Source organism: Rathayibacter sp. AY1B7, from assembly GCF_002932735.1.
In the GTDB taxonomy this organism is placed as follows: domain Bacteria; phylum Actinomycetota; class Actinomycetes; order Actinomycetales; family Microbacteriaceae; genus Rathayibacter.
In genome coordinates this window covers 1-24,215 of the sequence record NZ_PSWK01000001.1, presented here as the reverse complement: position 1 = coordinate 24,215, position 24,215 = coordinate 1, and the positions used below count along the sequence as shown (strand labels likewise).

Genomic DNA, 24,215 nt, shown 5'->3' with positions numbered 1-24,215 from the left:
GAGCTCGCGGACCGGTGACCGGATCGCCCGGCTGAGTATCGAGCCGCTTACGAGGAGATCCGCGCCGCGCACGCGGGCGAGTCCGTCCGCGCGATCGGCGGGCGATCAGGCCGACTCGCGGAGCACCAGCTGGTGACGGACGGTGCGGTGGACGTCTGGGCCGCCCCGCGGGAGCTCGCCGGCGATCATGGCGACCGCGAGGTCGAGGGCGTGCCGCGCGAGCTCGTCGAGGTCGACGGCGAGGGTGGTCAGCGTCGGTGCGAGCAGCCGCCCGATCGAGAGGCCGTCGATCCCGACCACCCGGACGTCGCCGGGCACGTCCACACCCGCCCGACGACAGGCGGAGAGCACGCCGAGCGCGCAGAGGTCGTTGAACGCGACGATCGCGTCGGCGACCCGGGGCCGAGCGATGATCCGCTCGGTCGCGTCCGCGGCCGCCTGGGCGGTGGGGCCCTCGGCGCGGACGACGGAGGCCTGGAGTCCGCGCGCGGAGAAGGCCCGGATCAGAAGCTCCGCTCGCCGGCTCGGCCGGGCATCCCGCGAGACGTCGACGACCACCGGGCGCCTCACGCCCGATCCCGCCAGATGATCGGCCAGCGCCTCGACGGCCTCGGAGTGGTCGAGCAGCACCGCGGCGCGCAGCGGATCGCCGGTCGGGTCGAGCTCGATGACGGGCACGGAGCCGAGCCGCTCGATCCACTCCGCAGCACGATCGCCGAAGGTGCCGATCACCGCGTCGGTCTGCGCGCCCAGCGCCTGGATCATCCGGTCGGAGTCGGCGGCGAGGCCCACGTCCGCGAGCGACACGTTCCAGCCCCGCGCCGCCGCGACCCGGACGACGGCCGAGGCGAGCTCCGGCGACCACGGATTCCGCAGGTCGTCGACGACGAGCCCGAGCTGGTGCTCGCCGCCGGTGACCAGGCCGCGGCCGAACCGCGACGGGCGGTAGGACAGCTGCTCCGCGGCGTCGAGGACCCGCCGCTTCGTCTCCTCGCTGATGCCCGGCATGCCGTTCATCGCGCGGGTGACGGTCTGGCGGGAGACCCCGGCGGCGGCCGCGACGTCGTGGATCGTCGCGCGGCCGCCGGCCTCGGCACCGCTCAGGCGCGGAGGTCGAGCCATGCCGTCTGCTCCGGAGTCAGCTCGATCGACAGGCCGCGCATCGACGAGCGCAGCTCGGTGATCGTGCGCGGCCCGAAGAGCGGGAAGGTGGGGAACGGCTGCGCGAGCACGTAGGCCAGCGCGATCGCCGTCGCTCCGACACCGTGCTCGGCCGCCAGCTCCTCGGCCCGGCGCAGTCGCTCGAAGTTGTTCGGCCCGTAGTAGCAGCGCACCAGCTCGGCGTCGCTGGTGTCGTCCGGGCGGGCGCGGCCGGTGAAGAAGCCGCGGGCCTGCGAGGACCACGGCAGCAGCGGGATCTGCCGCTCGACCAGCCACTCCTTCGACGCCCGGTCGGTGACGTGGACGCAGCCCTCCCACGGCACGTCGTACGCCTCGGCCAGGCCGAAGTGGTCGCTCAGCGCCTGGAACCCGGCCCGCCCGTGAGTGCGGGCGTACTCCTGCGCCTCGTCGAAGCGCGCCGGCGTCCAGTTCGAGACGCCGTAGGCGCGGATCCGCCCGGCGCGCTGGTGCTCGTCCATCACGTCGACGAACTCCCCCACCGGCACCTCGAGGTTGTCGCGGTGCATCAGGTAGATGTCGGCGTAGTCGGTGCCCTGCCGCTCGAGGCTCTCGAGCAGCTGCCGGGAGAGCGACTCCGGGTCGCAGTAGGGGGTGTGCGCGCCCTTGGTGATCACGACGACGTCCTCGCGGATGCCGCGGTTGCGGATCCACCGTCCGAGGCGGCCCTCCATCTCGCCGTCGCCGTAGATGTAGCCGGTGTCGAAGGCGGTGCCGCCCTGCTCGACGAACGCGTCGAAGATCGCCGAGGCGTGCGCCAGATCCGGCTGGTTGTCGACGCCCATCACGAGCCGCGACATCCGCTTGCCGACGCCGGGGATCTCGCCGAAGAGCATCGGGGTGTCCGACGCCGCGCGCAGCGGCCGTCCGGACACCGTCGGGATGTCCGCGGTCTCGGCCTCGAACGGGAAGCGCAGGCCGATCGCGGCGCGCCAGCGGTCGAGCGTGCGGGACGTCGCGAGCGTCTCCTCGAGCGTCATCTGCGGCGCCTCGACGGATCCGGCCGCCAGGGCGTCGGTCGTCGCATCCGCCTCGAGCGCGTAGGGACTCTCCCCCTCGAACGTGAGGATGCGCGGCTCCTCCCCCACGACGCTGATCTCGATGCCCGCGTCGGACGCACCGAACCACGGGTCGGCCACGTGCAGCCGGCCGCGCGTCCCGTGGATCGTGAGGGCGTTCACGTCGTCGAGCGCCACTCCGGTGCGGAGGGTGGCGGTGATGCCGCCCCGGTAGGTCGCGCGGGCGACGCTCCACTCGTCGACGCCGGTCGGGCCGAGGCTGCCCTTCGCGTCGAACTCGACGGGCTCCGCGACGGCGGCACCGGTCGCGGCCTGCACCACGGCCGCCGCGGCGGTGACGGTGTATCCGCCGACGTCGAGGACGCCTCCTCCGGCCGTCGCGACGTCGTACAGGCGGCCCTCGCGGGACGGGGTGCGGAACGAGAAGGAGGCGTCGATGTGCACGACGTCGCCGATCGCGCCGTCGCGGACGAGCTCGAGCAGCGCGGCGGTCTGCGGGTGGAAGCGGTACATGTACGCCTCGACCAGCGGCAGACCGGCGCTGCGGGCGGCGTCGACCAGGGCCATCGCCGTGCCGTGATTGACGGCGAGCGGCTTCTCGCAGAGCACGGCCTTGCCGGCCTCGAGCGCCTGCAGGACGAGCGCGGCATGACCCGTGTGCACGGTGGAGATGTAGACCGCGGTGACCCGCGGATCGGCGAGGACCGCGGCGTAATCGCCGGCGGTCGCGTCCGCGAAGCCGTGCTCGACGGCCTCGGCGGCGAAGGCCGCGGCGCGCCCCGGGTCGGAGCTGCCCGCCGCGACGAGCCGGGCGCCGCGGTCGCTCGCCGGCAGCTGGGAGAGGAACCGGCGCGCGATGCTGCCGGGGCCGAGCACCGCCCAGCCGGGTGCGGGAGCGGTCGGGGTGGAGTCGGTCATGGGGACCCTTTCGCGGCGTCGTCGGCGTGAACGTTCACGCACCACGCTAGGCGGGCGGGAGGGGCCGGGACAAGTGCGGGGTGGAGCCTGCACGTGAACGTTCACCACGAGACCGGGGGCGCTCCCCCGCTGCTCGAGCGGCCGGGCGGAGGGAGCGGCGCCGCGATCGCTTCCGATGCCGAGCGCCGCCTCAGGCTCGGCGAGTGACGGCAGCGGCCCGACCCGCAGGTCGCCGACGGCGTCGCTTCACCGGAACACGTCGCCGTCGCGACCGGACGGAGCACGCAGGCAGCGGCGCCGCGGAGCAGCTCGCCTTCGTCGGGGCGCCACGAGGACCGTTTCGAGTGGGGTGCCTCAGCGGGACTCTTCATCGGGCGGGGTTGTCGGGACACTGCTCGCCGCGGGATCCCGCGGCCGGTTCTACTGCGTGCGCGTGTACCGGTGAACGATCCCCATACGGGACGCCGGATTAGCTGAACCCGGCGCTGCTCAAGATCTGCGGACGAGCGTGGGAAGAACGCTGTGATCGACGGTCTCGACGACAGCTGCGGTGACGACGGGCCCGACGGTGAAGCGGCGGGGTGGCGGATAGCTTCGCCGAGAAGGCGCCCGCGCAGCTCAACGAGGAGCGCGACGATCCGGGTTCGCATCTCAGGTCGCCGCCCCTACTCCTCGGGGGGCCTGAAGACGCGGCCAGCCGGGGTCGTGAGACGCATGACGACGGCGGCTCGTGCCCCACATCTCCCGCATTACGGGTCCATGCAGCCCCTGCGCGCATCGAGGCCCTTTTGTATACCACCGCCAGCGAACGTTTCGAGGTGTATGCGGTTCTGCGCGGTTACGACAGCTCAGAGGGAGGTTGTAGCATCGTGGAAACCTGCCCGAAACGGTATTTGGGATACAAAAGAGGAGTCCTCGCGGTGACCATCACTCTGGAGCCGCTTTCCCCCTCGCCCTGCTGGGAGCTACACATGTCTGCTGTATCCCGCACCACCGCTCCGCCCGCTTCAGGCCACACGGTCGCCTCCGTCCTCGACTCCATCGGCTTCACCCGCGCGCAGTTCTGGATCTTCCTACTGATCCTCGCCGGGGAGTTCTTCAACACACTCGAGCAGAACTCGGTGGGTGCCATGGGCAGCCACATCAAGGAGACGCTGCAGATCGGCGACGTCCAGCTCACGACGATCAACACCGCCACGGTCATCGGCGGACTGATCGGCCGCGTGCTGGCCGGCTACCTCGCCGACCGCTACGGCCGCCGCTTCTCGCTCAGCCTCAACCTGCTGATCTACACGCTCGGCGGCCTGCTCAGCGCCGTCGCGATGAACTACGAGATGCTGCTCGTCAGCCGCCTGATCGTCGGCATCGGCATCGGCGGCGAGTTCATGATCGGCCTGGTCATGCTCTCCGAGATGGTCTCCACCCGCTTCCGCGGCACCGCGATCGGCGCCGTCAACGTCGGCGCCGGGGGCCTGGGCAACTTCCTCTCCTACGGCCTGTTCCTGCTGCTGCTCGGCCCGCTGGAGACCCCGCTCGGCGGCCCCGACTCGGTGTGGCGCTGGTCGTTCGTGATCCTCGCCGTCCCCGCGCTGCTGGTCGTCTTCTACCGCCGCAAGCTGCCGGAGACGCCGCGCTGGCTGCTCTCGCAGGGCCGCACGGAGGAGGCGAACCGCTCGCTCGCGATCCTCGCCTCGAACTCGCTCACCCCCACCACTGACCGCCCGCCCGTCGAGCTGTCGCCGGACGATCTGCCGCCCGTGCGGATGTCGGCCTCGCCCGCCGCGGTGTTCAGCCGCCCGGTGATCCGCCGCACCGCCGCCCTTGGCGTCGCGTCCTGGATGGCCTTCGGGTCGCAGGTCACGCTGAACTTCCTGATGCCGACCCTGCTGGTCGAGCGCGGCTACTCCGTCTCGGAGAGCCTGCTCTACACGATGATCATGAACATCGGCTCGCTCCTCGGAGCGACGACCGCGGCCCTGATCGCCGGTCGCGTCGGCCGCCGCACCGCCGTCGGCGCCGCCGGAGTCCTCGGCTGCCTCACCGCGCTCGCCTTCGCCGGCTTCGGGAACGGCACCGGGGCGATCCTGATGCTCGGCGCGCTCTTCCAGTTCTTCACGATGGTCACCAACACCACCCTCGCCACCTGGACCGCCGAGATCTTCCCGACCGCGATCCGCGCCTCCGGCGCCTCGATCGTCAACGGCATCGGCAACATCGCCGGAGCGGTCATGCCGTTCCTCGCCGTCGCGCTCTACGGCTCGTTCGCCTTCGCCGGCGTCTTCGGCCTCGCCGCCGTGATGTACGCGGTGCTCGTCGTCGCCTCCCGCTTCGCCCCGGAGACCCGGGGACGCTCGCTCGAGGACGTCAACGAGAACGCGATCGCCGCCGCCGCCCACTGACCCACCCCCGCCCCCGGCGCTCCGGCGCCGGGGGCGCGACCCACCACCGGACAGCACCACAAGGAGCACCATGGACACCCTCACCGTCTCGGCCACCGCCAACGGACTCAACTACCTCCCCGAGTACGTCGCCGACGTCGGCGGCCTGTTCGCCGAGCGCGGCCTCGCCGTCACCGCCACCGCCTGCGACCCCTGGACCGGCGTCCTCGACGACCTCGACTCCGGTGCCGCCGACCTCGCCCTCGGCGGGCTCTGGGTCCCCGGGATGTACGCCGGCACCAGCCGCGAGCTGACCGTCGTCGGCCAGCTCAACCACCGCTTCCCGATGACGATCGTGGCCCGCGACGGCTCCGGACCGGTCGGCCTGGACTGGCTGGCCGGCAAGGTCGTGCTCGCCCCGGGCGCCGGCGGCAGCGCGCCGTTCGAGTTCACCGCAGGCCTGATCCGCGAGGCCGGCCTCGACGTCTCCGCCACCCGCTGGGCGCGCGACCTGTCCACGGCGATGATGCTCGAGCTCTACCGCGACGGCCTCGGCGACGCGATCGTGCTCGACCTGCTCTCGGCGAAGGAGCTCGTCGCGGCCGGCGGCGGGCAGATCGTCTTCCGCCACCTCGACGCGGGCGTGATGCCCAACAGCGTCTACTACACCCGCACCGAGCGGGTCGAGGAGCTCGCCGACCGCACCGAGCGCTTCGTCGACGCGATCGAGACGGCGATGCAGCGGATCACGGCGGGCGAGGCCGGCGCCGAGATCGACGCGGTGCTCGCCGCGCGCTGGCCCGACCGCGACCCGGTGCTCCTGCACGAGGCCGCCGACGAGATGGCCGCCGGTGGGGTCTGGGACACGACCGTGATCGACGAGGCCGCCTCCGACCGCTGGATGCGGATCCTCGCGGAGGCCGGGCTCGTCACCCGCGCCCCCTCCCTCGCCGAGCTGACCGGCCGCGCGACGGTCGGCGCGCGCTGATGACGCTCGTCCTCGCCTCCGAGCAGATCGCCGGGCTGCTCCACGACGTCGACGTGCTCGGCGCGGTCGAGCAGGTGTTCGCGGACCTCGGCTCCGGGGCGCTGCACCAGGGCGCGCCGACGGCCCTCGCGGGCGAGGACGACGGGCTGATCCTGCCGATGGCGGTCCGCTCCGACGCCCTGGGCCTGGCCGCCGTGAAGCTGATGGCCGACCTGCCCGGCAACGCGGCGCGCGGGCTGCCGACGCAGCGCTCGACCATCCTGGTCACCTCGCTGCTCACCGGGGAGTGCGTGGGCGTCCTGGACGGAGCGCTGATCACCCGGGCGCGCACCGCCGCCGCCTCCGCGGTCGCCACCCGGCACCTCGCCCGGGCGGACAGCCGGGTGCTCGGGCTGATCGGCGCCGGCAACCTCGCCGTCGCGCACGTCCGCGCGCTGCAGGCGGTGCGCGACCTGGACGAGATCGTGGTCTGGTCGCGGTCGGACGCGACGCTCGACCGGTTCGAGGAGGCGGTGGGGCGCCCCGTGACCCGCGCCGCGGATCCGCGGGCCGTCGCCGAGCACTCCGACGTGCTCTGCACGCTGACGCCGTCGGTCGAGCCGATCGTGCGCGGCGCCTGGCTGCACGCCGGCCAGCACGTGAACGCCGTGGGCGCCCGTCCGCGGCCGGAGCACCGCGAGCTCGACTCCGCGGCGATGGCGCTCGGCACGCTCGTCGTCGACAGCGCGGCCACCGCGCGGGCGAAGTCCGGAGACCTCGTCCTCGCGATCGCGGAGGGCGCCCTCGACGCGGCGGCCGGGCTGCTCGAGCTCGGCGACGTCGTGGCCGGCACCGCTCCCGGCCGCACCCGGGACGACGAGATCACCGTGTTCGACTCCGTCGGCCTCGCCGCGCAGGACCTCGCGGTCGCCGCCGCGCTGATCGATCTGGCGCGGCTGCGGGACGCGGGCAGCGAGATCCGCCTGTCCGGGGTCCCCGCGGCGGCGGGCCGCTGATGCGCATCGCCGTCGTCAACTGCAACACGACCGAGTCGATGACCGAGACGGCCGCCGCCCGCGCCCGGCTCGCCGTCGGGCCGGGCACCGAGATCGTCGCGATCACGCCGAGCTGGGGCGTCGCCTCGGCCGAGGGCTGGTACGACAGCTTCCTCAGCGCCGCCGCCGTCCTGCACACCCTCGAGCGGCTGCCGGCCGGCATCGACGGCGTCGTGATGGCGGGCTTCGGCGAGCACGGCCGCGAGGGCGCCCGCGAGCTGCTCGACGTGCCCGTCGTCGACATCACGGAGGCGTCCGCGCACCTCGCGATGCTGCTCGGCCGCCGCTACGGAGTGGTCACCACGGTCCGCCGCGCGGTCGGCCAGATCGAGGACAGCCTCACCACCGCCGGCCTGATCGCGCACTGCGCCGCGATCGAGGACACCGGCCTCGGCGTGCTCGAGCTGGAGGAGGATCCGCAGGCGACCCTCGACGCCTTCGTCGCGGCGGGCGAGCGCGCGATCGCCCGCGGCGCCGAGGTGATCTGCCTCGGCTGCGCGGGGATGGCGGGGCTCGAGGAGCACGTCGGCGCGCGGCTGCCCGTGCCGGTGGTCGACGGGGTCGCGGCGGCGGCCGCGCTCGTCGAGACGCTCGTCCGGCAGCGGCTCGGCACCAGCCGGATCGACAGCTACGCCCGCCCGCTGCCGAAGGAGCGCAGCTGGCCCGGCGGCTGAGCGCGGGGCCGAGCGGGGTGGCCGGCGGACCGCACAGGCAGGGCCGAGCGTGTTGAATGGTCGCACCGGCGTCGCGAGGAGGACCGTCATGACACTCGCCAGCACCGAGGAGTCGCTCGCCAGCCAGACCTACCGGACGCTGCGCCGGCAGATCATCCTCGGCCAGCACTCGCAGGGATCGCGGCTGGTCGAGGCCTCACTGGCCGCCGAGCTGCACGTCTCACGACTGCCGGTGCGCGAGGCCGTGCCGCAGCTGGCCAACGAGGGCTTCGTGCGGATGCTCCCACGCCGCTCCACCCGCGTCGCCCAGTGGAGCATCGAGGACGTCGTCGAACTCTTCGACGTCCGACTCAGCCTCGAGACCCTCGCCGCGCGGCTGGCCGCACAGGCCGTCGCCGCCGGTGCGTCACTGCAACCGCTGCTCGACGCGATCGACGCGGAGCACCGCGCCCTCGACAGCGAGGACTGGCTCGAGGTCGCCGAGACCTCGACCGTCGTGCACGAGGCAATCGTCGAAGTCGCCGGCAGCGCCCTGCTCTCCTCGCTGATGCGCGCCGTCACTGGGCGGATGACGTGGCTGTTCTACCTCACCAGCGCACGCGACCAGCGCCAGCAGTCCGACGAGCACCACGGCCTCCTCGACGCGATCCGCGCCGGCAACGACCGCCTCGCCGAGTCGATCGCCTTCACCCACATCGAGAAGGGCCGGGCGCCCTCCCTCGCGATGATCGCCGGACAGTAGCCGCCAATGTGAGGCGGTGCCCCTGCGACCGGTAAACCATCCCTTTGCGGAACACCTGCTCGTGTAGTCGTGCCGTGTGCTGCTCAACCGACGATCACGGCGGTACGCAAAGCCGGAACCCAGCTGGTGACGGCGCCGACGACACCCGAGCCGAGCATCAGCCACTGCCATCGAGCGCGAGAGGGCGTGCCGAGACGCATCGCTACGACCAGGAGAACGAGGGTTGCGAGGGCGACAGAGAACAGCGCCGGCCACGCGACACGGAACGCCGTGCACTGAGGCGGAAGGGACTCGTTGCACGCCAACGTGAATCCGTCGAGGACAACGCCCGCGACGAGGGCGAGGAGAGTGATGGCGCTCGCGATCACGACGGATCTCTTGAGCGACAGCGTCTGCACAGCATCACTCTCGGACCGGCGAGTGAACGGCAGGAGCGCACTGGGGCAGCCGGGTCACCTCCGCGTCGCAGGCACCGACCCCTGGCGGACACCCGGAGTAACGTGGAGGGGACGGCGCGAGAGGATGAGCGCATGTCGAAGAAGATCGAAGCAGCCCACCGCAAGCTCGTTGAGGCGCTCGAGAAGCACGCCGAGCTCACCTCCGGAAAGAAGAGCCGACGCGGCCGGATCGAAAGCGCCGCGGCCGACGTGAAGAGCGCTGCATCGAGGTACGCGGCTCTCGTGTCCGCGCGCACCGGCACGGAGAGTCCGTTCAGCGACATAGCGGACCCACGCCTGGACCGTCCCACGATCGCCTCACTCACGGCGGAGCGCGACGCGCTCAGCCGACGGCTGGCCCAAGCTCCGCTCACGGCGTCCGACCTCCACGTGCCGCTCCCCGCGGTGGACCCGTCCTAGACACGTCTGATTGACTCGCGGCTCGCTGGCGTGCTGAACGGTTCTGATTCATGGTGCGTTCACCGACGTGCCGGATCCTGATGCTCATGGGAGCACGAGAACTGGCATGGGGGATTCTGGCGTGGCCGGCTGTTGCGGTCGTCGCGCTGTTGCCGAGTGCGGGTAGCTGGGATGTATCGGGCGGGTCCGCAGTAGGAATCCTCGCGGGCACCGCAGCTGCATTCGCTGTCGCGGGCGCACTTCTGTGGCTTCCCTCGAGTCTCTGGCTCAACCGGCGGACACGCCGCTTCCCGCGCATCGGGCAGGCGGCCGCGTTCCTGGGCCTGGGACTCGTGATCGGCGGCGCCGCCTCCACCGCGTTGGTACTCGCGTCCGGAAACGCGACCTGGCCCTCCTCCGCGAGCCTCATCACTCAACACGCCGTCACGGCAGGCATCGCCTCCCTCCTCGGCTGGCTCCTCGCGACCATCCTTCGCGCGAAGAAACTGCCGATCGTTCCGACGGCGACGAATCGCGTGTATCGGTGAGCGATCCCCATACGGACGCAGGCCGCGCGACGAGCAGAGATACTCTTTCCGGAATGTCGTCCCCATCCATGCCCCACGAAAGCGTCGATGCTGCCGAGGATCGATTGCTAGAGGCGATGCGCACAAGTGACGTCGATGCGCTTGGTCGACTGCTCGCACCCGAGCTGATCTTCACGACACCCGAAGGCTCGATCATCAACCGGAACGAAGATCTCGAAGCACATTCGTCGGGCACAACGAAGTTCGAGTCGATTGCTGAAATCAGTCGCAGCACGCTGGCCGTTGCCGGCGGCGTCCAGACCAGGTCCGTCGTAGACGTCGTTGTGATCGACCACAGCAAACGGGTTGAGGCTCGGCTTCACTACGTCCGCGCATGGCAACGAATCGCCGGGCGCTGGATGGTTGTCTCCGGAAGCGCAACACTCGCACCCGCACCGACCGCCTGATCGATCCGCTAAAGAATCCCCATACGGGACGGGCGCGTCGCCTCCCATACCGGCAGTAATGTGACGCTTTGACAGCATGTTGACGTACCGTGGTCGAATGTACCCTCCCCGGCTGGCCGAGCACGATCCTCCCTTCCAGGATCTGGTGCTCAGCGTCCTGCACCTGAGCAACGTCCTCTCCGCATCCGGGGACCGCCTCGTCGCGGATCTCGGGTTGACCTCGGCGCGCTGGCAGATCCTCGGCGCCCTCGCCGCCGGGGTGCCGCGGCCGGTCGCCTGGCTCGCCCGCGACCTCGATGTCTCGCGGCAGAACGTCCAGCGGATCGTGAACGATCTCGAGCGCGACGGCTTCGTGGCCTTCCGGCCCAACCCGCACCACCGGCGCGCGCAGCTCGTCACCCTGACGCCGGCGGGCGAGACCGTGCTCGCCGCCGCGGCGACCCGCGCCGCGCCCTGGGCGGGGAACGCTGCCGCAGGGCTCGATCCGGCCGATATCGACACCACCCGGCGCGTGCTCCACGCGATCGGCACCGCGGTCCACGCCCACGACACCGACTCCCGCCCGAAGGACACAGAATGAACGACCGACCGGACCTCCCGCCCCTGCTCAAGTACGGCAACGCGGCGGTGAAACTCCTCAACCGACTCGGCGTCCCGGCCGGGCCGCCGAGGATCCTCACCGTCCGCGGACGCATCAGCGGGCAGCCCCGCTCCACGCCCGTCTCGATCGTCAGCCTCGAGGGCGCCCGCTACGTCGTGGCCGGGCGGCGGATGGAGTGGGTGAAGAACGTCCGCGCGGCGGGCGAGGGCGAGATCCAGCGCGGCCGACGACGCGAGAGAGTGACCTTCACCGAGCTTCCCGAGGAGCAGCGCGGCCCCGTGCTCCGCGCCTACTGGCACCAGCACAGCCAGGGGCGCAAGGTGGCCGCCCGCATCTTCGAGGCCGGCGAGAACGCCGGCCCCGACGACTTCGCCGCGGCCGCCCCGCGCTGCGCCGTGTTCCAGCTCGCGACCATCGAGCTCGATCGCTAACCCGGGAATCGCTTCGCCACCTCGTACCGGTTGCCGCGCCCCATACGGGAAACCGATCGCTCGAGCATTACTCGTCCGTTGCCCACGGAGGCCTCCTTCGACAAGGACGACGGGCTGGACGCCGCCCGCCCCCTCGGGGATGCGGCGGCCCGCGCAAGGGCGTCATCCCCCGTTGCTACATTGCGGGGTATGGGACTGACGGATTCTGAGCGGTCAGCTCTGATTCAGATGTTCGACACCGCGGAGGATCTCGACCGCTGGCGCCTCAGGGCCCAACGCGTAGAAGAACCCGAGCGAGGGAGCGAGCTCGCGATTGATGATGAGATCTTTCCGCAGGCAGCGATCAGTCAGACCGCGCGTATATCGCTCGTGTCCTCGGGTGAACATCTTCGCTTGGCGCTCGACGCCCTCAACGCGAGGTCGCTGTATCCCTCAGCGCATTTCACCGTGCTGAGAGGCGCGCTGGTCGGCGCGTCCCAAGCCGTTTGGATGCTGGCACCCGAAGAACGGTCCGCGCGCCGCGAACGCGGTTTGACCGTCAGCGCAGAAATGTACGAGCAGATGCGCAGGTACTACAACTTTCTCGGGAGCACCGGCCTCTCGGCCGAGGATCGCGCTCGCTTGGGAAGCCAGCAACTGTGGCTGAGTGAGCGTTCCCGCGATGTCGAAACGTTGAGAGCCACGAAGGCCAAGCTCGACCTGACGGCCGTGATCGGTGCCGCCGCTGATCAGGCCTTCCACGACCCGGCCCCGCGTGAGGCCGTTCGTCGGCTGTGGCGCGAGATGAGTGCCGATGCTCACGTTCTCGGCTGGTCGCTCTATCAGCGCTCGAGCTTCGGCTCGGCCGACCGGCGAACGGGCGTCGGCGAGGGTAAGGCGGGAGGGGTGCCGGAGTTTGTTGCGCAGCCGTTCCTGGCCTCGTACCGCATCTTGGAACGCGGATGGTCTCTGTTTGACCGACTTTGCGAGGCACCCTAGTCAGCTGCCGTCCCGTGGACACGTCCAGGGTCCGGTGGGGGGGTGCGCGCATGTCGAAGCCTCGGACCAAGCTCGCGCGTGCTGCGCTGATCAGCAACGGGATGGTGTGGTTCGGGTTGTCGTTGATGCTCTTCGCGATCGCCGGTGAGCAGACGTACGCGGCGTTCACCGGTGAGTGGTTCAACGTGCTCGGGTCGGTGCTGATCGTCGCCGTGGCCGCCGGCCTGGCGGTGGTCGGTGTGATCGAGAACCGGAACATCCGGGCGGGGAAGAAGTACAAGCCGCGTCCTCGCCGCTGACCACCGCTCGAGCGCGCGTGGCCGTTCCACGCGTGTGACCGGAGGGTCGAGGGGGGTTCCCCCTCGTGCGGGCCGGCCCGTTTCGGGTCGGCCCGCGGCGCGCGCTCAGAGCGCGAGCGTGTGGAGGATCAGGGTCGTGGAGCCGATGGGCTTTGGGAAGTAGGTGTAGTCGAGGGTCGCGCGGCGGTTGCTGATGAGGTCGAGTGCGATCAGCTCCTCCTCGGACTCGTCCGTCATGTCGCCGGGCTCCTCGTCCCATTCGCGGAGGACCTGCTGGTCGGCGTCGAGGACTTTCCACAGTCTCCAGACGTGGGCGATGGGGCCGGTCGTCTCGTATTTGAAGACGAGGGCGGTCGCGGTGGGCCAGCCGTAGGCGGCCGCGGCGACGATCAGCGCTCGCGCTGCGGCGGCGGTCGCGTCGGCGTCCCCGGACGCGGCCGCGGCGTCGACGGCGACCTCGGCGGCGCGCAGCGTCGGGTCCTCCTGGTACGGGTCGAAGCGGTGGGCGGGGCGGGGTGCGGTGGTCGTGGTGGTCATGGTGGGCCTTCCTGTGCAGCAGTGGGAGAAGAGGAGGGGCGGGGACCGGTGCGAGCCGGTCCCGCCGGGTGGGCTAGCTGAGTCCTGCGGCGTCGGCGGGGGTGCTGTCGCCGGTGACGACCTGCTCGACCGGGGAGAGCGCGTAACCCCAGGCCGCGAGCTGGCGGAAGTGCTCGGCAGTGCGCTCGTCGCCGCGGCGCCAGGACTCCTTGCTCGTGTGCGCCTCCTGGCCTCCGAGCACGACGGCCAGCGCGACCAGGCGGGCCTTCGCGGGGTTCGCCTCGACCAGCGCTGCGAGGGCGTCGGCGCGGTAGCCGGAGGGGCGCTCGATGCGCAGCAGCGCGTGCGCGAGGTCGCTGCCGCCCGTCATCCCGGAGGACACCGCGAACCGGTGAGCGGTGAGGCCCAGAGCGATGACGCGATCCGCGTCCTTGGGGAGGGTCTTGCGGGCGAGGAACGTCGCGATCCACTCGCGGCGCACCTTCTCGGCCGCGTTCCACGCCTTGTTGTTGGCGATGAGCACCTTCCGCTCCGCGGACTTCTCGGCCCGCTCCTCTTCGGCCTCCTCCTCGGTCTGCGGCTGCTCGGGGGCTCCGTAGGCGTAGGTGAATCCGGCGGCGGTCGGGTCCTGAACCAGGAGCGTGACCTCGACCTCGCCGCGCCAGCTGGTGTCGATGAGCACTCCGCGGCCGGGAGCGGCCGCGACCTGCTCCGGGGTGACGCTCTTCCCGTCCTCGCCGCGCAGCTGCCGCACCGGCGTCCACGTCGCCTGGTCGCCGTAGGCGTCGGAGCGGGTGAGGATCTGGAAGCCGTTGCCGGTGTACTCGGCGGCGATCGCCGCGAGGAGCGCCTGGTGCGCGGCCTCGTCGCGGAGGGTCTGCGCGGTGTGCTCGAACCGGGCCGGGTCGTGCGTGGCGACCTCGATCAGGGTCGCGCGGGCGTCGGCGTCGTCCTCGAACTCCAACAGCACCGCCGCCTGGTCCAGGGTCAGCTCGTGCTCGTGCAGAACGGATGTGACGGTCGCGGACTCCGCGACCGCAAGCCCCTTCTTCACCGCGTCGGTCTTGGTGCCGGTGCGCTTGGCGATCGCCGCGGCGGACACGCCCTCGAACGCGAGCTGCGCCCACGCGGCGGTGCGGTCCGCGACGCTCAGCTCGGCGCGCTGGTCGTTCTCGATGATCTGCTGAACGATCCGGTCGGCGGTCGTCTCGTCGCCCTCCACGACGTAGACCGGGATGGTGGCGACTCCGGCCTCGCGGGCGGCGAGGGTGCGGCGCTGTCCGGCGCGGACGATGACGTTGCCGTGCTCGTCGCGGCGGGCGAGGACCGGGGTGATGACGCCGTTCTCGCGGATCGACGCGATGAAGTCCTTGGTCAGCGGGGCGCTGGTGCGCACGTTCTGCTCGATCACGAGGGTGGTCGGGTCGATGTGCTGAACGGTCCCGGTTCCGGTAGTGATAGTCACGATGGTTTCTCCTCAATCGGTGTGCGACCATTGAGGCGACAAGTCCCGTGGTTCTAGACCAACTACGGGGCTTTTGTCGTCTTCTTGATCGTTTTTCTTTGCCTCTCCGGCGAGTGAAAACCAATTGAGTGGAGTCGGCGGAGTGACGGCTCTCTCGGGCGAAATAAGGGAGCGTGCGACCGCGTCCGAGAGAGACGGCACGCAGCCGGCGGAGCGAGATAGGTTGAAACCGCGGAGAGGTGAAGAAAACGGGTAATCCGGCCGCGTAGCGGCTCCTGCCGGCGGTGTTCCGTCACCGCTGCGCGTGCGGAGCTCGCGCCCCGCCGGAGAAACGACGTCGGTAGGCTTCGGGCAGGTGACGCTTGATCACCCCGAACGGGAGAACGACATGAACGCCGTGATCTACCGCATTCGCTCCATCGCCGCATCGCTCCGCGCGAAGTTCACCACAGCGCCGACGGCGCTGCCGAAGGATCCGTTCGGGGAGCCGCCCCGCGAGGCTCACGACCCGCACTCGTACCAGGAAGAGTCCTGGAAGGCACCTGCGCCCTCCACGATCAACTTCCACTAAAGCCATGCTCCCCGGGGACCCTTCTATGGGTTCCCGTCAAGTTCACGCGGTGCGCTGCGCTGGCCGGCATCGATCCGTTGGAGGAGATCGGGTGAGCAGGTTAGATGGGGTCATGCGCGTTCTTGTTCCCGACACCGACGAGTCCCGATGGGCTGTGCACGGCATCAGTCACTGGAACGACCGACGTGAGGAGACCACGGTCAGGGTCGAGAACGACGGCAGTGAGGGTCAGACGTTCTTGCAAACGATGCCGCGCCTCGGGACCGTACTAGGACCATTCGGATCGGTCCACGGCATGGTCACAGACCCGGTGACGGTCGCCGAGCATGCTGTGCTCAACATCTTCCTTGGAGCGATTCCCCCGGGACTCACGGACGACGAAGCCCAAGCCGCCGTGCGCGACGCTCAGACCCAGGCACGAGCCGTTGCGGCCGATCGGGAGGCATGGGACGTCGTTCCGCTGTTGCTGGACGGCATCGAATACGCCTTTTGGACCCGCAACGTTCCAGGTGGCGTCGCCGCCCATGCCGACCTCGGATGGGCAACGATCGCCGCGTGGAGTTCCACCGTGCTTCACGTCGGACCCTTCGCGCTCCGAGAAGTTGCCTGACCCAGGCTTCGCTCGAGTCACCCGTCGACCGTCACCCCGCTGGCTCAATCGGGCTCATCCGGACCTGTAGCGCTTTGAACAGCTCCCGCGAGATGTAGCGCTTCACGCAACGCCGAATCTCCCGAGCGGTTCGCCCCTCGGCGGTGCGGCGCGTGACGTAGGCGCGGGTGCGCTCCTCCGACACCATCCGCACCCGAGCGATGACGTCGATCGCACGGTTCAGCTGTCTGTCGCCACCTCGATTCAGTCGATACCGGGTCGTGTTGCCCGACGATGCAGGAATAGGGCTCACCCCGGCAAGCGCAGCGAACGCTGCTTCACCCCGGACCCGCCCTGGATGCGAGTACGCAGCAATAGCAACAGCAGCAGTGACCGGACCGACGCCGTAAATCTGCTGCAATCCCGGCGCGAGAAGCTCCACGAGCTCGGCAAGCGAGCCACGGTTCCTCAGCATCTCGCGGCCAAGTTCGATCACGGTCGTAGCCAGTCGCACCGCTTCGGCTCGGATGATGCGCTCGGCAACATCTGGGCGTTCCACGTCCAGACCAGCGAGGTGTTGCACGCCGCGGTCAGTGAGCGCGCGTCTGGTGTCCAGGCCGAAGTCGGCAGTGCGAACCAGCGCGTTGAGTTGGTTCCGGGCGCTCGTGCGACGGACCTCCATGTCACGGCGAGCATCGAGCGAGACCCGGAGGGCGTTGCGGAGCCCATCGGCTTTCGGGCGCGTCAGCGCGTCGAACTCGATACCCATCGCTGAGGTCGCGGCAGCGATCGCGTCGAGCTCATCCGTCTTGCCGCGAACGCGGCTCGACTTCTTCGGTGGGCGGACCTCGCAGAACGCGATCGCGTCGCGCTGCAGGGCCCGCCCCAGTGATGAGCCGTAGGAGCCGGTGCCCTCCAGGGCGAACAGGACCGATCCGCTCGTGACGCCTCTGACCCAGGCGATCGCTCTGTCGATCGCCGTCGCCGTGACCGGAAACGCTTTGGTTCCAAGGATCTCGCCCGTCTTGGTGGCGACGATCGCGTAAGTGTGGCTGCGGGCGTGGGTGTCGACTCCGACGACGTGGTCGTAGTGGCGGGCGACGATCATGTGGCCTCTTCTCCTCAGGGGTTCATCCAGGTGGGATGCGCCGCGGAGGCATCTCTCTAATGAGTCACGCGAGCCAGGTCGCGGACAACCTTCTATCTAGCCATCGCAGCGTCACGCCGGTACTAGCTCGCCCGGACGGACAGGTCCCCAGCAAGACACTGCGGTCAAGAGTGTGATGAGTCACGCCCGAGCGAGCCAGAACCAGCCTGACAGCCAGCACCTAGCCAGCCGAGACCATTAGAGAGTGTGAGGGGATCGCCCCTCGCGGGCCGGCTGGAATGCCGGCCCTCCCCCACCTGCGACCCCTGCATGTGAGACCGAGATCCGACTGCTGGACGCGGCGGATCTGGGGCACACCGAGATCTGATCGTCGCTGAAGGCCGGGGTCCCGCTCCCGGCCTTCGTCATTTCTGGTCCCCACCCGGAAAGGGGCCGCCGCGGAGGGACATCTGCCCGTTCCTGCACGGATGTTCACGGTAACGTCAGCCGACTCCTCAGCGGCGAGGAGGTCGGCGGGAGCTCGTGCCCCCGCCTGCTGCCGCTCGGGGCACTCAGCGAGGACCGACCCAGAGGACGACCATGCGACGACGACACGCCCTGCTCCCTGGAGCGCTCACCGGACTGCTGCTGGCCTCCGGGCTCGTCGCCGGAGGGCCCGCCGCGGCTCCAGCGGCGGCCGCTCCGGTGGCCCCCGCTCCCGCCGCTCCCGCTCCCGCTCCGGACCGCCCCGTCGCGGCTCCGGACGCCGAGCCCACCGTGATCGAGCCGGAGGCGGACGCGACGACGCAGCAGGCCGCCCTCGCCCTCGACGCCGACTTCGTCGACGTCGAGATCCCGGCGCGCGCCCAGGTGCAGACGCACCGCGTGACGATCGCGCTCGTCGCTCCGCAGGGCACCGTCCCGGGCGGGTACACGACCGCCGACGCCGTCCGCGCCCTCGACCTCGTCGACCGGTTCTACTCCCGCGAGACCAGCGGGGCGATCCGCTTCGAGCTCGACCAGGTCGTCGACTGGCAGGTCGTCGACCAGCCGATCGGCTGCACGAACACGGGCGGACTGCAGGACTGGATCGCGCAGAGGACCGGCTGGCAGCGAGGACCGGGCAAGCACCTGGTCGCCATGGTGCCTGAGGGTGACCCGTGCCCGAACTGGGCCAACGGCGAGCAGTCCGGCGATCCCGATGACGGCGGACGCGCGTTCCAGCCCGGACCGGACGCGTACTTCCTCGCGCACGAGCTCGGCCACAACCTCTCGCTGCCGCACGCCTACAGCGTGAACTGCGCCACGACCCGCGACTACGCCTCCACCCCGCTGCCCGCGGACTGCCGCCGCGAGGAGTACGGCAACCGGACCGACGTGATGGGCGGCGCCTGGTCGTTCCTGCCGCTGTCGTCCCCGTCGCTGGCGCGCCTGGGCACGCTGCCGAACACCCGCCAGCCGGTCTGCGGCGCACCCCGCACCACGACGCTCGACACCCTCGGAGCCGGACCCGCCGGCCGGCGTGCGCTCACCTGGAACGACCCGCAGGACACGGGCATCCGCTACTGGGCGCAGTACAACGACCGCGCCGACACGACGTCCGACGGCGGCGCGTACACGAGTCCCTTCCAGGTGCGCCGCGACGTCTCGGGCGTGCAGATCCTGCGCTCGAACCCGGGCCAGCCGTACGCCGGCGACCTGCTCGAGCGTCCGGGCGACGCGAGCGAGGCGAACGAGTTCGTGCTCGCCGGAGAGAGCGCAGTGCTCAACTCCGGCATGTCCGTGCGGGTCGACCGGATCGACGAGCTCACCCGGACCGCGACGGTCACCGTGACCGTGCCGTGCACCGACTACGTCGGCGACATCGCTCCGCTCGCCTCGTCGACGAGCGCTTCGTACACCTCGCCGTGGACCTCGGTCGGAGCGGTCGCCGACGGCGCCGCCTCGACGATCTGGGGCTCCTGGCCCCGGGTCGGAGAGCAGCACGTCGAGCTGCGCTGGCCGAGCGCCGTGACCGTCGACAGCGCCTCGGTGCTGTTCGCGAGCGACGCGGCCGACGCCGACGGACGCGGGCTGATCCCCGCGCGGTCGTGGCGGGTCGAGCACCTGGTCGGCGACGTCTGGACTCCCGTGAGCGGAGCGGCTCCCGGCCGCGAGCGCGACGTGCTGAACCGCGCGACGTTCGCTCCGGTGACCACGACGGCGCTGCGGCTCGTGTTCACGGCGTGGGGAGCCGGCGAGTACGGCGGGTCCACGGGCGTGGCCGAGATCGAGGTGAACGGCATCGCCCTCGCGGCCTCGGCGGAGGCGCGCGGGACGCTGCAGAGCGTGCCGACCGCGACGACGCGCGACCTCGCGCAGTCCGTGCTGGTGCGCGACTCCTCCGGTCGCGCCCTCGCGGGCCGCTCGGTGGGCTTCGCGATCACCGGGCCGGCGGCCTTCGAGAGCGGAGCGACGACCGCCGCGGTGCTGTCGGGCGCCGACGGCGTCGCCGCGCTCCCCCGGATCCGCACCGGCTCCACCGCCGGCACCGTCTCGATCACCGCGCGCGTCGACGGCGTGACGACGGCGCTGGCCGGAGCGAGCGTTGCGCCCGGCGCCTCCGTCACCGCGAAGGCGACCTCGCGGCTGATCCTCGGGAAGGTCGTCGTCACGGTGACGGCGACGAACACCGGCCGCGCGGCCGCCGATCTGACCGTCGTGACGCCCTACGGCACGGCGTCCTCGGCCGCGGTCGCCCCGGGCGCCACGGTGACCAAGGTGTTCCGCACGGGCAAGAGCTCGATCGCCGCCGGCACCGGCACGGTCACGGCCGTCTCGGGCGCCTCGCGCGCGAGCGTCTCGGTGGTCATCCCGCGCGCGTGACCGGGACGGGGGCTGCCCGCCCGCCAGGACGACTCCGTCCGGGCGGGCGGCTGCTGTTGGCGTCGAGGTGACGCGCCCGGCGACGTGCCGCGGCGGAGTGATCGGGGGACACGATGAGGCGGACGACCGCAGGGATCGCACTGGCAGGAGCACTGCTGCTCGCCCTGACGGGATGCGCGGGCGGAGGCGGGACGGTGTGCGAGGTCCGACTTGTAAGCATGACAACAAGTCAGCGCGGCCCGCTCGTCAGAACAGAGGAGGGAGCTGCCCTGAGGTGAGGATCAGCCGCAGCCCGACCGCGAGAAGAGCGCCCGTCGCGATGACGACTCCGACGATGAGCCGCCGCTCAGCGGCGCTGTCCGCCGCGGCGATCCGGTTCGCTCGGATCGCCTCCTCCTGCTCGATCAGGCGGCGGCTCGTCTTCCGACTCAGCCCCGTCAGCCGCTCGCCGTGCAGGCGCACACGGTCGGCCTCCTGCTGGAGTCGGCCGCTGGACAGGCGCGTGAGCTGATGAGCCGCGCGCGCGGCCCCGGGCCGCTCATCGACACGGCTGCGCTCGATCACGTAGTCACCGCCGGGATGAGGAACGCGATCAGCGCGGCGGCGTGGTCGGTGCCGTCCTCCCGGACGGGGAACCCTCCGAGCACCCACACCCCGGGGAGGGTGAGCGTGTTGCGGACGCCCGCGAGCAGCCGTTCGGTGCTGTAGCTCTCGTGCTCCTCGTAGTAGTTGCGCTCGAACGCGACGATGAGGCCGATCTGCTCGGGCGTCGCGCATCCGGTGTCGGCGTCGATGACCGGTGCGGTGCGGGCGGGGTCCGGGGTGAGGAACGCGATCAGTGCGGCGGCGAGGGCGGAGCTGTCGTCCTCGACGGGCTCGGCGCCCGGCAGGGCGTGGGCGTTGCGGACGGCGGCGAGCATCACGTCGTCGCTGTCGTCGGCGTTCTGGTCCCAGTGAGCGCGCTGGTCGGTGATGATGAGGGCGACCTGATCGGGGGTCGCGAGGCCGGTGTCGGTGTCGGTGCGGTACATGGTCTGTTCCTCTCAGCGGGTTGCGGCCAGCGCGGTGTTGATGTCGACGGTGATCCCGCGCTCCGCGAGGCGGTCGAGGGTGGCGGGCTCCTTCGCGATCTGCTGCCAGCCCTCGGGCGAGATGACGACCGCGGGATCCCCGTCCGCGTCGTTGAAGACGACACAGGTGCGCGAGTCGAGAACGGCCCCGGTGCGCGGGCAGAGGATGTTCTTGCTGACGAGGTAGGTGACCGTCTGGTCACGGAGGATCGCTTCGAGGGTGTCCATGTGTGTTGCTCCTGCTCCTGGCTGATCGTTTTTCTTTGCCTCTCCGGCGGGGAAAACCGTTTGAGTGGAGCCGGCGGAGTGACACCGATCACGGGCGAAATAAGCCCGTAGGGCGCGTCCGGGATCGGTGGCACGCAGCCGGTGGAGCGAAATAGGTTGGAACCGCGGAGAGGTGAAGAAAACGGATGGAACGGGCCGCATCGCGGCCTCCCATTGGCGGTGCTCCGTCGCCGCTGCGCGAGTGCAGCTCGCGCCCCGGAACGGGACACCGGGGAGCGTGAGGGGGTCGCCCCTCACGGGCCGGCGCCGCCGGCCCCCACGCTCGAGCGGGTCGTGTCAGCGTCGGATGCGACGATGGAGGCATGTGGGAACTGGCACACCGGACGCGCGCGGAATCGGCATCAACGGTGGTGCGCAGCAACGCGGCGACGAGCGCCGCGGCGATCCCGGAAGTGCGCGCAGCGATCCCGGAGGATCACGTCATCCTCTACGCGGTCCGGATCGCGAACGGCTGGGAGTAGAACCCACCGGGATTCGCTCGGAACCACTAGCGTTGCGATCAGTTCCGGAAAGCGATGGTCTCGTGATGGCAAACGTGTTGAAGTTCGTCGGAAAGGCATTCGTGATCGTCTTCCGCCTTCTGGGCGCGGCGGTGTCCGCGGGACTCGCCGCTCTGGGCGTGGGCAGCTTCCAGCAGCCCAACCCCGGACCGCCTCCGTCCTCTACGGAGAACCGCGAATATAGGCCGTAGAACGGCGAACTCTGCGGCGGATGGCGGAGTATCTCGGAGGACCGAGTCCTACTCAGCCGCGGAGGCGGCGCGGCGGCGGGGTGCGCGTTGGGTGGTCGTGGTGACGACGGCGGTCGCGCGGGTGAGGTTGGGGCCGATGGCGTCGGCTTCGAGGACGCGGCCGGTGCGGCGGTTCTCTCCTTCTCCCCAGGCGACGGTGCGCTCGTAGCCGACGACGATCACGGCGTCTCCCTTGTGGAGGGAGGCGAGGACGTGCTCGCCGAGTTCGAACTTCGCTTCCACGTAATGCGTGGTCGGGGCGTCGTGCGGGGTCCACTCCCCCGCGCGGTATTCGCCGGTGTTCTCGATGACGCGCAGCTTCACGATCTGCACGCGGCCCGCCTGCACGGCCTCGGGGTCGGCGGCGAGGTTGCCGGTGATGGTCCTGGTGCTCATCTGTCGTCTCCGTAAGTTTGGTGGCGGCCCGAGGGGGCCGGATGTGGCTTATCTGTCGTCGCCGATCGTGTGGCTCAGCAGGAGTGGCCGTCCGGTCCTCTGGGGTGCCCCTGGCCGCTAATTGAGATGTGCGTTTCGGTCGCTGTTTACGGAGATGACGGTTGGGTGCTCCTCGGGCTTACACGAGGCAGATCACGACTGAGGAGGACGGGTTGAACGATCGACAAGCTCACATCTGGGTGGGCATCGATGCAGGAAAGGCGCATCACTGGGTGACAGCGATCGACGACCAGGGCGCGATGCTCTGGTCGCGCAAGGTCAGCAACGACGAAAGTGCGATCCTCGACCCGCTCGCCGAAGTGCTTACTCTCGGCGAGAACTTCACCTGGGCAGTCGACATCGTCGGCACCACGTCTGCGCTGCTTCTCGCGCTGCTCGCAAGCCACGGACAGTCCGCGCTGTACGTCCCCGGACGGATCGTCAACCGGATGGCCGGCGCATACCGAGGCGAAGCGAAGACGGACGCCCGCGACGCCTACGTGATCGCCGAGACGGCGCGGCACCGGCACGACCTGACCCCAATCAGGCTGCCGGTCGAGATCATTGCCGACCTCAAGCTCCTGATCGCACATCGCGGCGATCTCGTCGCTGATCGCGTCCGCATGCTCAACCGGCTCCGCGACGTCCTGACCGGCATCTTCCCCCGCCTCGACCGCGCGTTCGACTACGCCAAACACAAGGGCGCTCTCACCCTCCTCACCGGCTACCAGACGCCCACCGCGCTTCGCCGGATGGGGCAGGTGCGCCTGACGAAGTGGCTGGCTCGCCGCGGCGTGCAAGGCGCGCCGGCGGTCGCGGAGGCTGCTCTCGAGGCCGCGAGCGGACAACAGACGCAAATCGGGAACGAGACGATCGCGGCGCAGATCATCGCCGACATCGCAACGCAGATCCTCGCCCTCGACAAGCGTCTCCGAACGCTGGAGAACCAGATCACCACGATGTTCCACGCGCACCCGCAGGCCGAGATCATCGAATCGATGCCCGGGATGGGTCCGATCCTCGGAGCCGAATTCCTCGCCGCAGCCGGGCCACTCGACAACTACGCCGACGACGGCCACCTCGCCGCAGCGGCCGGGCTCATACCCGTTCCGCGCGACTCCGGACGCCGGACCGGGAACATGCACCGGCCGAAGCGGTACAACCGACATCTGCGCCGCTCGCTCTACCTCTCAGCGCAGACCTCCGTCATCCGCGAAGGACCAAACCGCGACCTTTACCTCAAGAAACGTAGCGAAGGGTACAAGCACACGCAGGCGCTCCTCGCTCTCTCCCGACGACGCGTGAGCGTGCTTTGGGCCCTGCTGCGCGACAACCGCACGTTCACCCCGGCGCCTCCGATTCGCTCTGCACAGATGAGCTGAACCGAGGTGATGAGCACTACGCCTCGTCAAACCCGATCGCCGCTTCGAGCGCCCACTGACCGATCCCCGTATCTAACGGTTCCTGCGATCGCTCCGTGTCGCCGTCGGCAACGTGTGGCTCCACG

At 70.5% G+C, this 24,215-nt stretch carries 26 protein-coding genes; 16 read left to right on the top strand and 10 right to left on the bottom strand.

The window, feature by feature from the left end; translation table 11 throughout:
* Positions 1 to 105: 105 nt before the first annotated feature.
* Positions 106 to 1,122 carry a LacI family DNA-binding transcriptional regulator gene (locus C5C95_RS00125; RefSeq protein ID WP_104269806.1) on the bottom strand — a complete coding sequence of 339 codons (1,017 nt, stop codon included), beginning with the start codon at positions 1,120 to 1,122 and terminating at the stop codon, positions 106 to 108.
* Entirely contained in the window at positions 1,101 to 3,116 is a 2,016-nt protein-coding gene (locus C5C95_RS00120) for an aldo/keto reductase (RefSeq protein ID WP_104226498.1), read from the bottom strand. Before C5C95_RS00120 ends, C5C95_RS00125 begins: the two co-directional genes overlap by 22 nt.
* A 971-nt stretch (positions 3,117 to 4,087) precedes the next feature.
* On the opposite strand from C5C95_RS00120, the gene C5C95_RS00115 reads away from it, so the two are divergent.
* The 5 genes from C5C95_RS00115 to C5C95_RS00095 all read left to right on the top strand — a co-directional run bounded on the left by C5C95_RS00115 (position 4,088) and on the right by C5C95_RS00095 (position 8,932).
* A complete protein-coding gene (locus C5C95_RS00115; protein ID WP_104323532.1) occupies positions 4,088 to 5,515 on the top strand; it encodes an MFS transporter in 1,428 nt (475 codons plus the stop codon).
* 70 nt (positions 5,516 to 5,585) lie between these two features.
* Complete coding sequence (locus C5C95_RS00110) at positions 5,586 to 6,482, top strand: ABC transporter substrate-binding protein (protein WP_104323531.1); 897 nt, start codon at positions 5,586 to 5,588, stop codon at positions 6,480 to 6,482.
* Positions 6,482 to 7,477 (top strand): ornithine cyclodeaminase family protein, encoded by a 996-nt coding sequence (locus C5C95_RS00105; protein ID WP_104323530.1) that lies wholly within the window; start codon positions 6,482 to 6,484, stop codon positions 7,475 to 7,477. The genes C5C95_RS00110 and C5C95_RS00105 overlap by 1 nt, the downstream gene beginning before the upstream one ends.
* On the top strand, positions 7,477 to 8,190 hold the full coding sequence (locus C5C95_RS00100; RefSeq protein WP_104226500.1) for an aspartate/glutamate racemase family protein: 714 nt from the start codon (positions 7,477 to 7,479) through the stop codon (positions 8,188 to 8,190). Before C5C95_RS00105 ends, C5C95_RS00100 begins: the two co-directional genes overlap by 1 nt.
* Positions 8,191 to 8,278: 88 nt before the next feature.
* A complete protein-coding gene (locus C5C95_RS00095; protein ID WP_104224667.1) occupies positions 8,279 to 8,932 on the top strand; it encodes a GntR family transcriptional regulator in 654 nt (217 codons plus the stop codon).
* 83 nt (positions 8,933 to 9,015) lie between these two features.
* Here the strand turns inward: C5C95_RS00095 and C5C95_RS00090 are convergent, their stop codons facing one another.
* Positions 9,016 to 9,330 carry a hypothetical protein gene (locus C5C95_RS00090; protein WP_104323529.1) on the bottom strand — a complete coding sequence of 105 codons (315 nt, stop codon included), beginning with the start codon at positions 9,328 to 9,330 and terminating at the stop codon, positions 9,016 to 9,018.
* Between the two features lie 132 nt (positions 9,331 to 9,462).
* On the opposite strand from C5C95_RS00090, the gene C5C95_RS00085 reads away from it, so the two are divergent.
* The 7 genes from C5C95_RS00085 (at position 9,463) to C5C95_RS17065 (ending at position 13,071) form a co-directional block, all read left to right on the top strand.
* On the top strand, positions 9,463 to 9,789 hold the full coding sequence (locus C5C95_RS00085; RefSeq protein ID WP_104323528.1) for a hypothetical protein: 327 nt from the start codon (positions 9,463 to 9,465) through the stop codon (positions 9,787 to 9,789).
* A 50-nt stretch (positions 9,790 to 9,839) separates the two neighbouring features.
* Positions 9,840 to 10,316 (top strand): hypothetical protein, encoded by a 477-nt coding sequence (locus tag C5C95_RS00080; protein ID WP_146087028.1) that lies wholly within the window; start codon positions 9,840 to 9,842, stop codon positions 10,314 to 10,316.
* Positions 10,313 to 10,762, top strand: a complete 450-nt coding sequence (locus tag C5C95_RS00075; RefSeq protein WP_146087027.1) for a nuclear transport factor 2 family protein — start codon at positions 10,313 to 10,315, stop codon at positions 10,760 to 10,762. Before C5C95_RS00080 ends, C5C95_RS00075 begins: the two co-directional genes overlap by 4 nt.
* 97 nt (positions 10,763 to 10,859) lie before the next feature.
* Positions 10,860 to 11,342: a MarR family winged helix-turn-helix transcriptional regulator gene (locus tag C5C95_RS00070; protein ID WP_104323525.1), complete on the top strand. Its 483-nt coding sequence runs from the start codon at positions 10,860 to 10,862 to the stop codon at positions 11,340 to 11,342.
* Positions 11,339 to 11,794, top strand: a complete 456-nt coding sequence (locus tag C5C95_RS00065) for a nitroreductase family deazaflavin-dependent oxidoreductase (protein ID WP_104323524.1) — start codon at positions 11,339 to 11,341, stop codon at positions 11,792 to 11,794. Before C5C95_RS00070 ends, C5C95_RS00065 begins: the two co-directional genes overlap by 4 nt.
* A gap of 189 nt (positions 11,795 to 11,983) precedes the next feature.
* On the top strand, positions 11,984 to 12,772 hold the full coding sequence (locus C5C95_RS00060) for a hypothetical protein (RefSeq protein WP_146087026.1): 789 nt from the start codon (positions 11,984 to 11,986) through the stop codon (positions 12,770 to 12,772).
* Between the two features lie 50 nt (positions 12,773 to 12,822).
* The gene (locus tag C5C95_RS17065; RefSeq protein ID WP_146087025.1) at positions 12,823 to 13,071 is read left to right on the top strand and encodes a hypothetical protein; all 249 of its coding nucleotides are present in this window, start codon (positions 12,823 to 12,825) and stop codon (positions 13,069 to 13,071) included.
* A gap of 105 nt (positions 13,072 to 13,176) precedes the next feature.
* Here C5C95_RS17065 and C5C95_RS00055 read toward each other — a convergent pair whose 3' ends face one another.
* The gene (locus tag C5C95_RS00055; RefSeq protein WP_104323522.1) at positions 13,177 to 13,608 is read right to left on the bottom strand and encodes a hypothetical protein; all 432 of its coding nucleotides are present in this window, start codon (positions 13,606 to 13,608) and stop codon (positions 13,177 to 13,179) included.
* Between the two features lie 73 nt (positions 13,609 to 13,681).
* Positions 13,682 to 15,073 (bottom strand): ParB/RepB/Spo0J family partition protein, encoded by a 1,392-nt coding sequence (locus tag C5C95_RS00050; protein ID WP_104323521.1) that lies wholly within the window; start codon positions 15,071 to 15,073, stop codon positions 13,682 to 13,684.
* Between the two features lie 355 nt (positions 15,074 to 15,428).
* Here C5C95_RS00050 and C5C95_RS00045 point away from each other — a divergent pair, with 355 nt between their 5' ends.
* A complete protein-coding gene (locus C5C95_RS00045) occupies positions 15,429 to 15,644 on the top strand; it encodes a hypothetical protein (RefSeq protein WP_146076862.1) in 216 nt (71 codons plus the stop codon).
* Positions 15,645 to 15,735: 91 nt separating this feature from the next.
* Positions 15,736 to 16,254 (top strand): hypothetical protein, encoded by a 519-nt coding sequence (locus tag C5C95_RS00040; protein ID WP_104323520.1) that lies wholly within the window; start codon positions 15,736 to 15,738, stop codon positions 16,252 to 16,254.
* Between the two features lie 31 nt (positions 16,255 to 16,285).
* On the opposite strand, the gene C5C95_RS00035 is transcribed toward C5C95_RS00040, so the two are convergent.
* The gene (locus tag C5C95_RS00035; protein WP_104323519.1) at positions 16,286 to 17,341 is read right to left on the bottom strand and encodes an IS110 family transposase; all 1,056 of its coding nucleotides are present in this window, start codon (positions 17,339 to 17,341) and stop codon (positions 16,286 to 16,288) included.
* Positions 17,342 to 17,920: 579 nt separating this feature from the next.
* Between C5C95_RS00035 and C5C95_RS17230 the strand changes: the two genes are divergently transcribed.
* Entirely contained in the window at positions 17,921 to 20,185 is a 2,265-nt protein-coding gene (locus C5C95_RS17230; RefSeq protein WP_181027133.1) for an Ig-like domain-containing protein, read from the top strand.
* A gap of 246 nt (positions 20,186 to 20,431) precedes the next feature.
* On the opposite strand, the gene C5C95_RS00025 is transcribed toward C5C95_RS17230, so the two are convergent.
* The 4 genes from C5C95_RS00025 to C5C95_RS00010 all read right to left on the bottom strand — a co-directional run bounded on the left by C5C95_RS00025 (position 20,432) and on the right by C5C95_RS00010 (position 22,669).
* Positions 20,432 to 20,749: a hypothetical protein gene (locus C5C95_RS00025; protein ID WP_146087024.1), complete on the bottom strand. Its 318-nt coding sequence runs from the start codon at positions 20,747 to 20,749 to the stop codon at positions 20,432 to 20,434.
* Positions 20,746 to 21,216 (bottom strand): hypothetical protein, encoded by a 471-nt coding sequence (locus tag C5C95_RS00020; RefSeq protein ID WP_104223236.1) that lies wholly within the window; start codon positions 21,214 to 21,216, stop codon positions 20,746 to 20,748. Before C5C95_RS00020 ends, C5C95_RS00025 begins: the two co-directional genes overlap by 4 nt.
* Positions 21,217 to 21,228: 12 nt before the next feature.
* On the bottom strand, positions 21,229 to 21,483 hold the full coding sequence (locus tag C5C95_RS00015; protein ID WP_104223237.1) for a hypothetical protein: 255 nt from the start codon (positions 21,481 to 21,483) through the stop codon (positions 21,229 to 21,231).
* 799 nt (positions 21,484 to 22,282) lie between these two features.
* Positions 22,283 to 22,669, bottom strand: coding sequence for a single-stranded DNA-binding protein (locus C5C95_RS00010; protein WP_104226503.1), 387 nt, complete (start codon positions 22,667 to 22,669; stop codon positions 22,283 to 22,285).
* A gap of 212 nt (positions 22,670 to 22,881) precedes the next feature.
* Here C5C95_RS00010 and C5C95_RS00005 point away from each other — a divergent pair, with 212 nt between their 5' ends.
* Positions 22,882 to 24,090 carry an IS110 family transposase gene (locus C5C95_RS00005; RefSeq protein ID WP_104226504.1) on the top strand — a complete coding sequence of 403 codons (1,209 nt, stop codon included), beginning with the start codon at positions 22,882 to 22,884 and terminating at the stop codon, positions 24,088 to 24,090.
* Positions 24,091 to 24,215 lie beyond the last annotated feature (125 nt).

Excerpts from the sequence above, each read along its gene's own strand:
- C5C95_RS00110 (WP_104323531.1), top strand. The coding sequence starts at position 5,586 with ATGGACACCCTCACCGTCTCGGCCACCGCCAACGGACTCAACTACCTC.
- C5C95_RS00095 (WP_104224667.1), top strand. The coding sequence starts at position 8,279 with ATGACACTCGCCAGCACCGAGGAGTCGCTCGCCAGCCAGACCTACCGG.
- C5C95_RS00060 (WP_146087026.1), top strand. The coding sequence starts at position 11,984 with ATGGGACTGACGGATTCTGAGCGGTCAGCTCTGATTCAGATGTTCGAC.
- C5C95_RS00105 (WP_104323530.1), top strand. The coding sequence starts at position 6,482 with ATGACGCTCGTCCTCGCCTCCGAGCAGATCGCCGGGCTGCTCCACGAC.
- C5C95_RS00035 (WP_104323519.1), bottom strand. The coding sequence starts at position 17,341 with ATGATCGTCGCCCGCCACTACGACCACGTCGTCGGAGTCGACACCCAC.
- C5C95_RS00115 (WP_104323532.1), top strand. The coding sequence starts at position 4,088 with ATGTCTGCTGTATCCCGCACCACCGCTCCGCCCGCTTCAGGCCACACG.
- C5C95_RS00070 (WP_104323525.1), top strand. The coding sequence starts at position 10,860 with ATGTACCCTCCCCGGCTGGCCGAGCACGATCCTCCCTTCCAGGATCTG.
- C5C95_RS00100 (WP_104226500.1), top strand. The coding sequence starts at position 7,477 with ATGCGCATCGCCGTCGTCAACTGCAACACGACCGAGTCGATGACCGAG.
- C5C95_RS00120 (WP_104226498.1), bottom strand. The coding sequence starts at position 3,116 with ATGACCGACTCCACCCCGACCGCTCCCGCACCCGGCTGGGCGGTGCTC.
- C5C95_RS00085 (WP_104323528.1), top strand. The coding sequence starts at position 9,463 with ATGTCGAAGAAGATCGAAGCAGCCCACCGCAAGCTCGTTGAGGCGCTC.
- C5C95_RS17065 (WP_146087025.1), top strand. The coding sequence starts at position 12,823 with ATGTCGAAGCCTCGGACCAAGCTCGCGCGTGCTGCGCTGATCAGCAAC.
- C5C95_RS17230 (WP_181027133.1), top strand. The coding sequence starts at position 17,921 with ATGCGACGACGACACGCCCTGCTCCCTGGAGCGCTCACCGGACTGCTG.
- C5C95_RS00065 (WP_104323524.1), top strand. The coding sequence starts at position 11,339 with ATGAACGACCGACCGGACCTCCCGCCCCTGCTCAAGTACGGCAACGCG.
- C5C95_RS00010 (WP_104226503.1), bottom strand. The coding sequence starts at position 22,669 with ATGAGCACCAGGACCATCACCGGCAACCTCGCCGCCGACCCCGAGGCC.
- C5C95_RS00020 (WP_104223236.1), bottom strand. The coding sequence starts at position 21,216 with ATGTACCGCACCGACACCGACACCGGCCTCGCGACCCCCGATCAGGTC.
- C5C95_RS00080 (WP_146087028.1), top strand. The coding sequence starts at position 9,840 with ATGGTGCGTTCACCGACGTGCCGGATCCTGATGCTCATGGGAGCACGA.
- C5C95_RS00055 (WP_104323522.1), bottom strand. The coding sequence starts at position 13,608 with ATGACCACCACGACCACCGCACCCCGCCCCGCCCACCGCTTCGACCCG.
- C5C95_RS00125 (WP_104269806.1), bottom strand. The coding sequence starts at position 1,122 with ATGGCTCGACCTCCGCGCCTGAGCGGTGCCGAGGCCGGCGGCCGCGCG.
- C5C95_RS00015 (WP_104223237.1), bottom strand. The coding sequence starts at position 21,483 with ATGGACACCCTCGAAGCGATCCTCCGTGACCAGACGGTCACCTACCTC.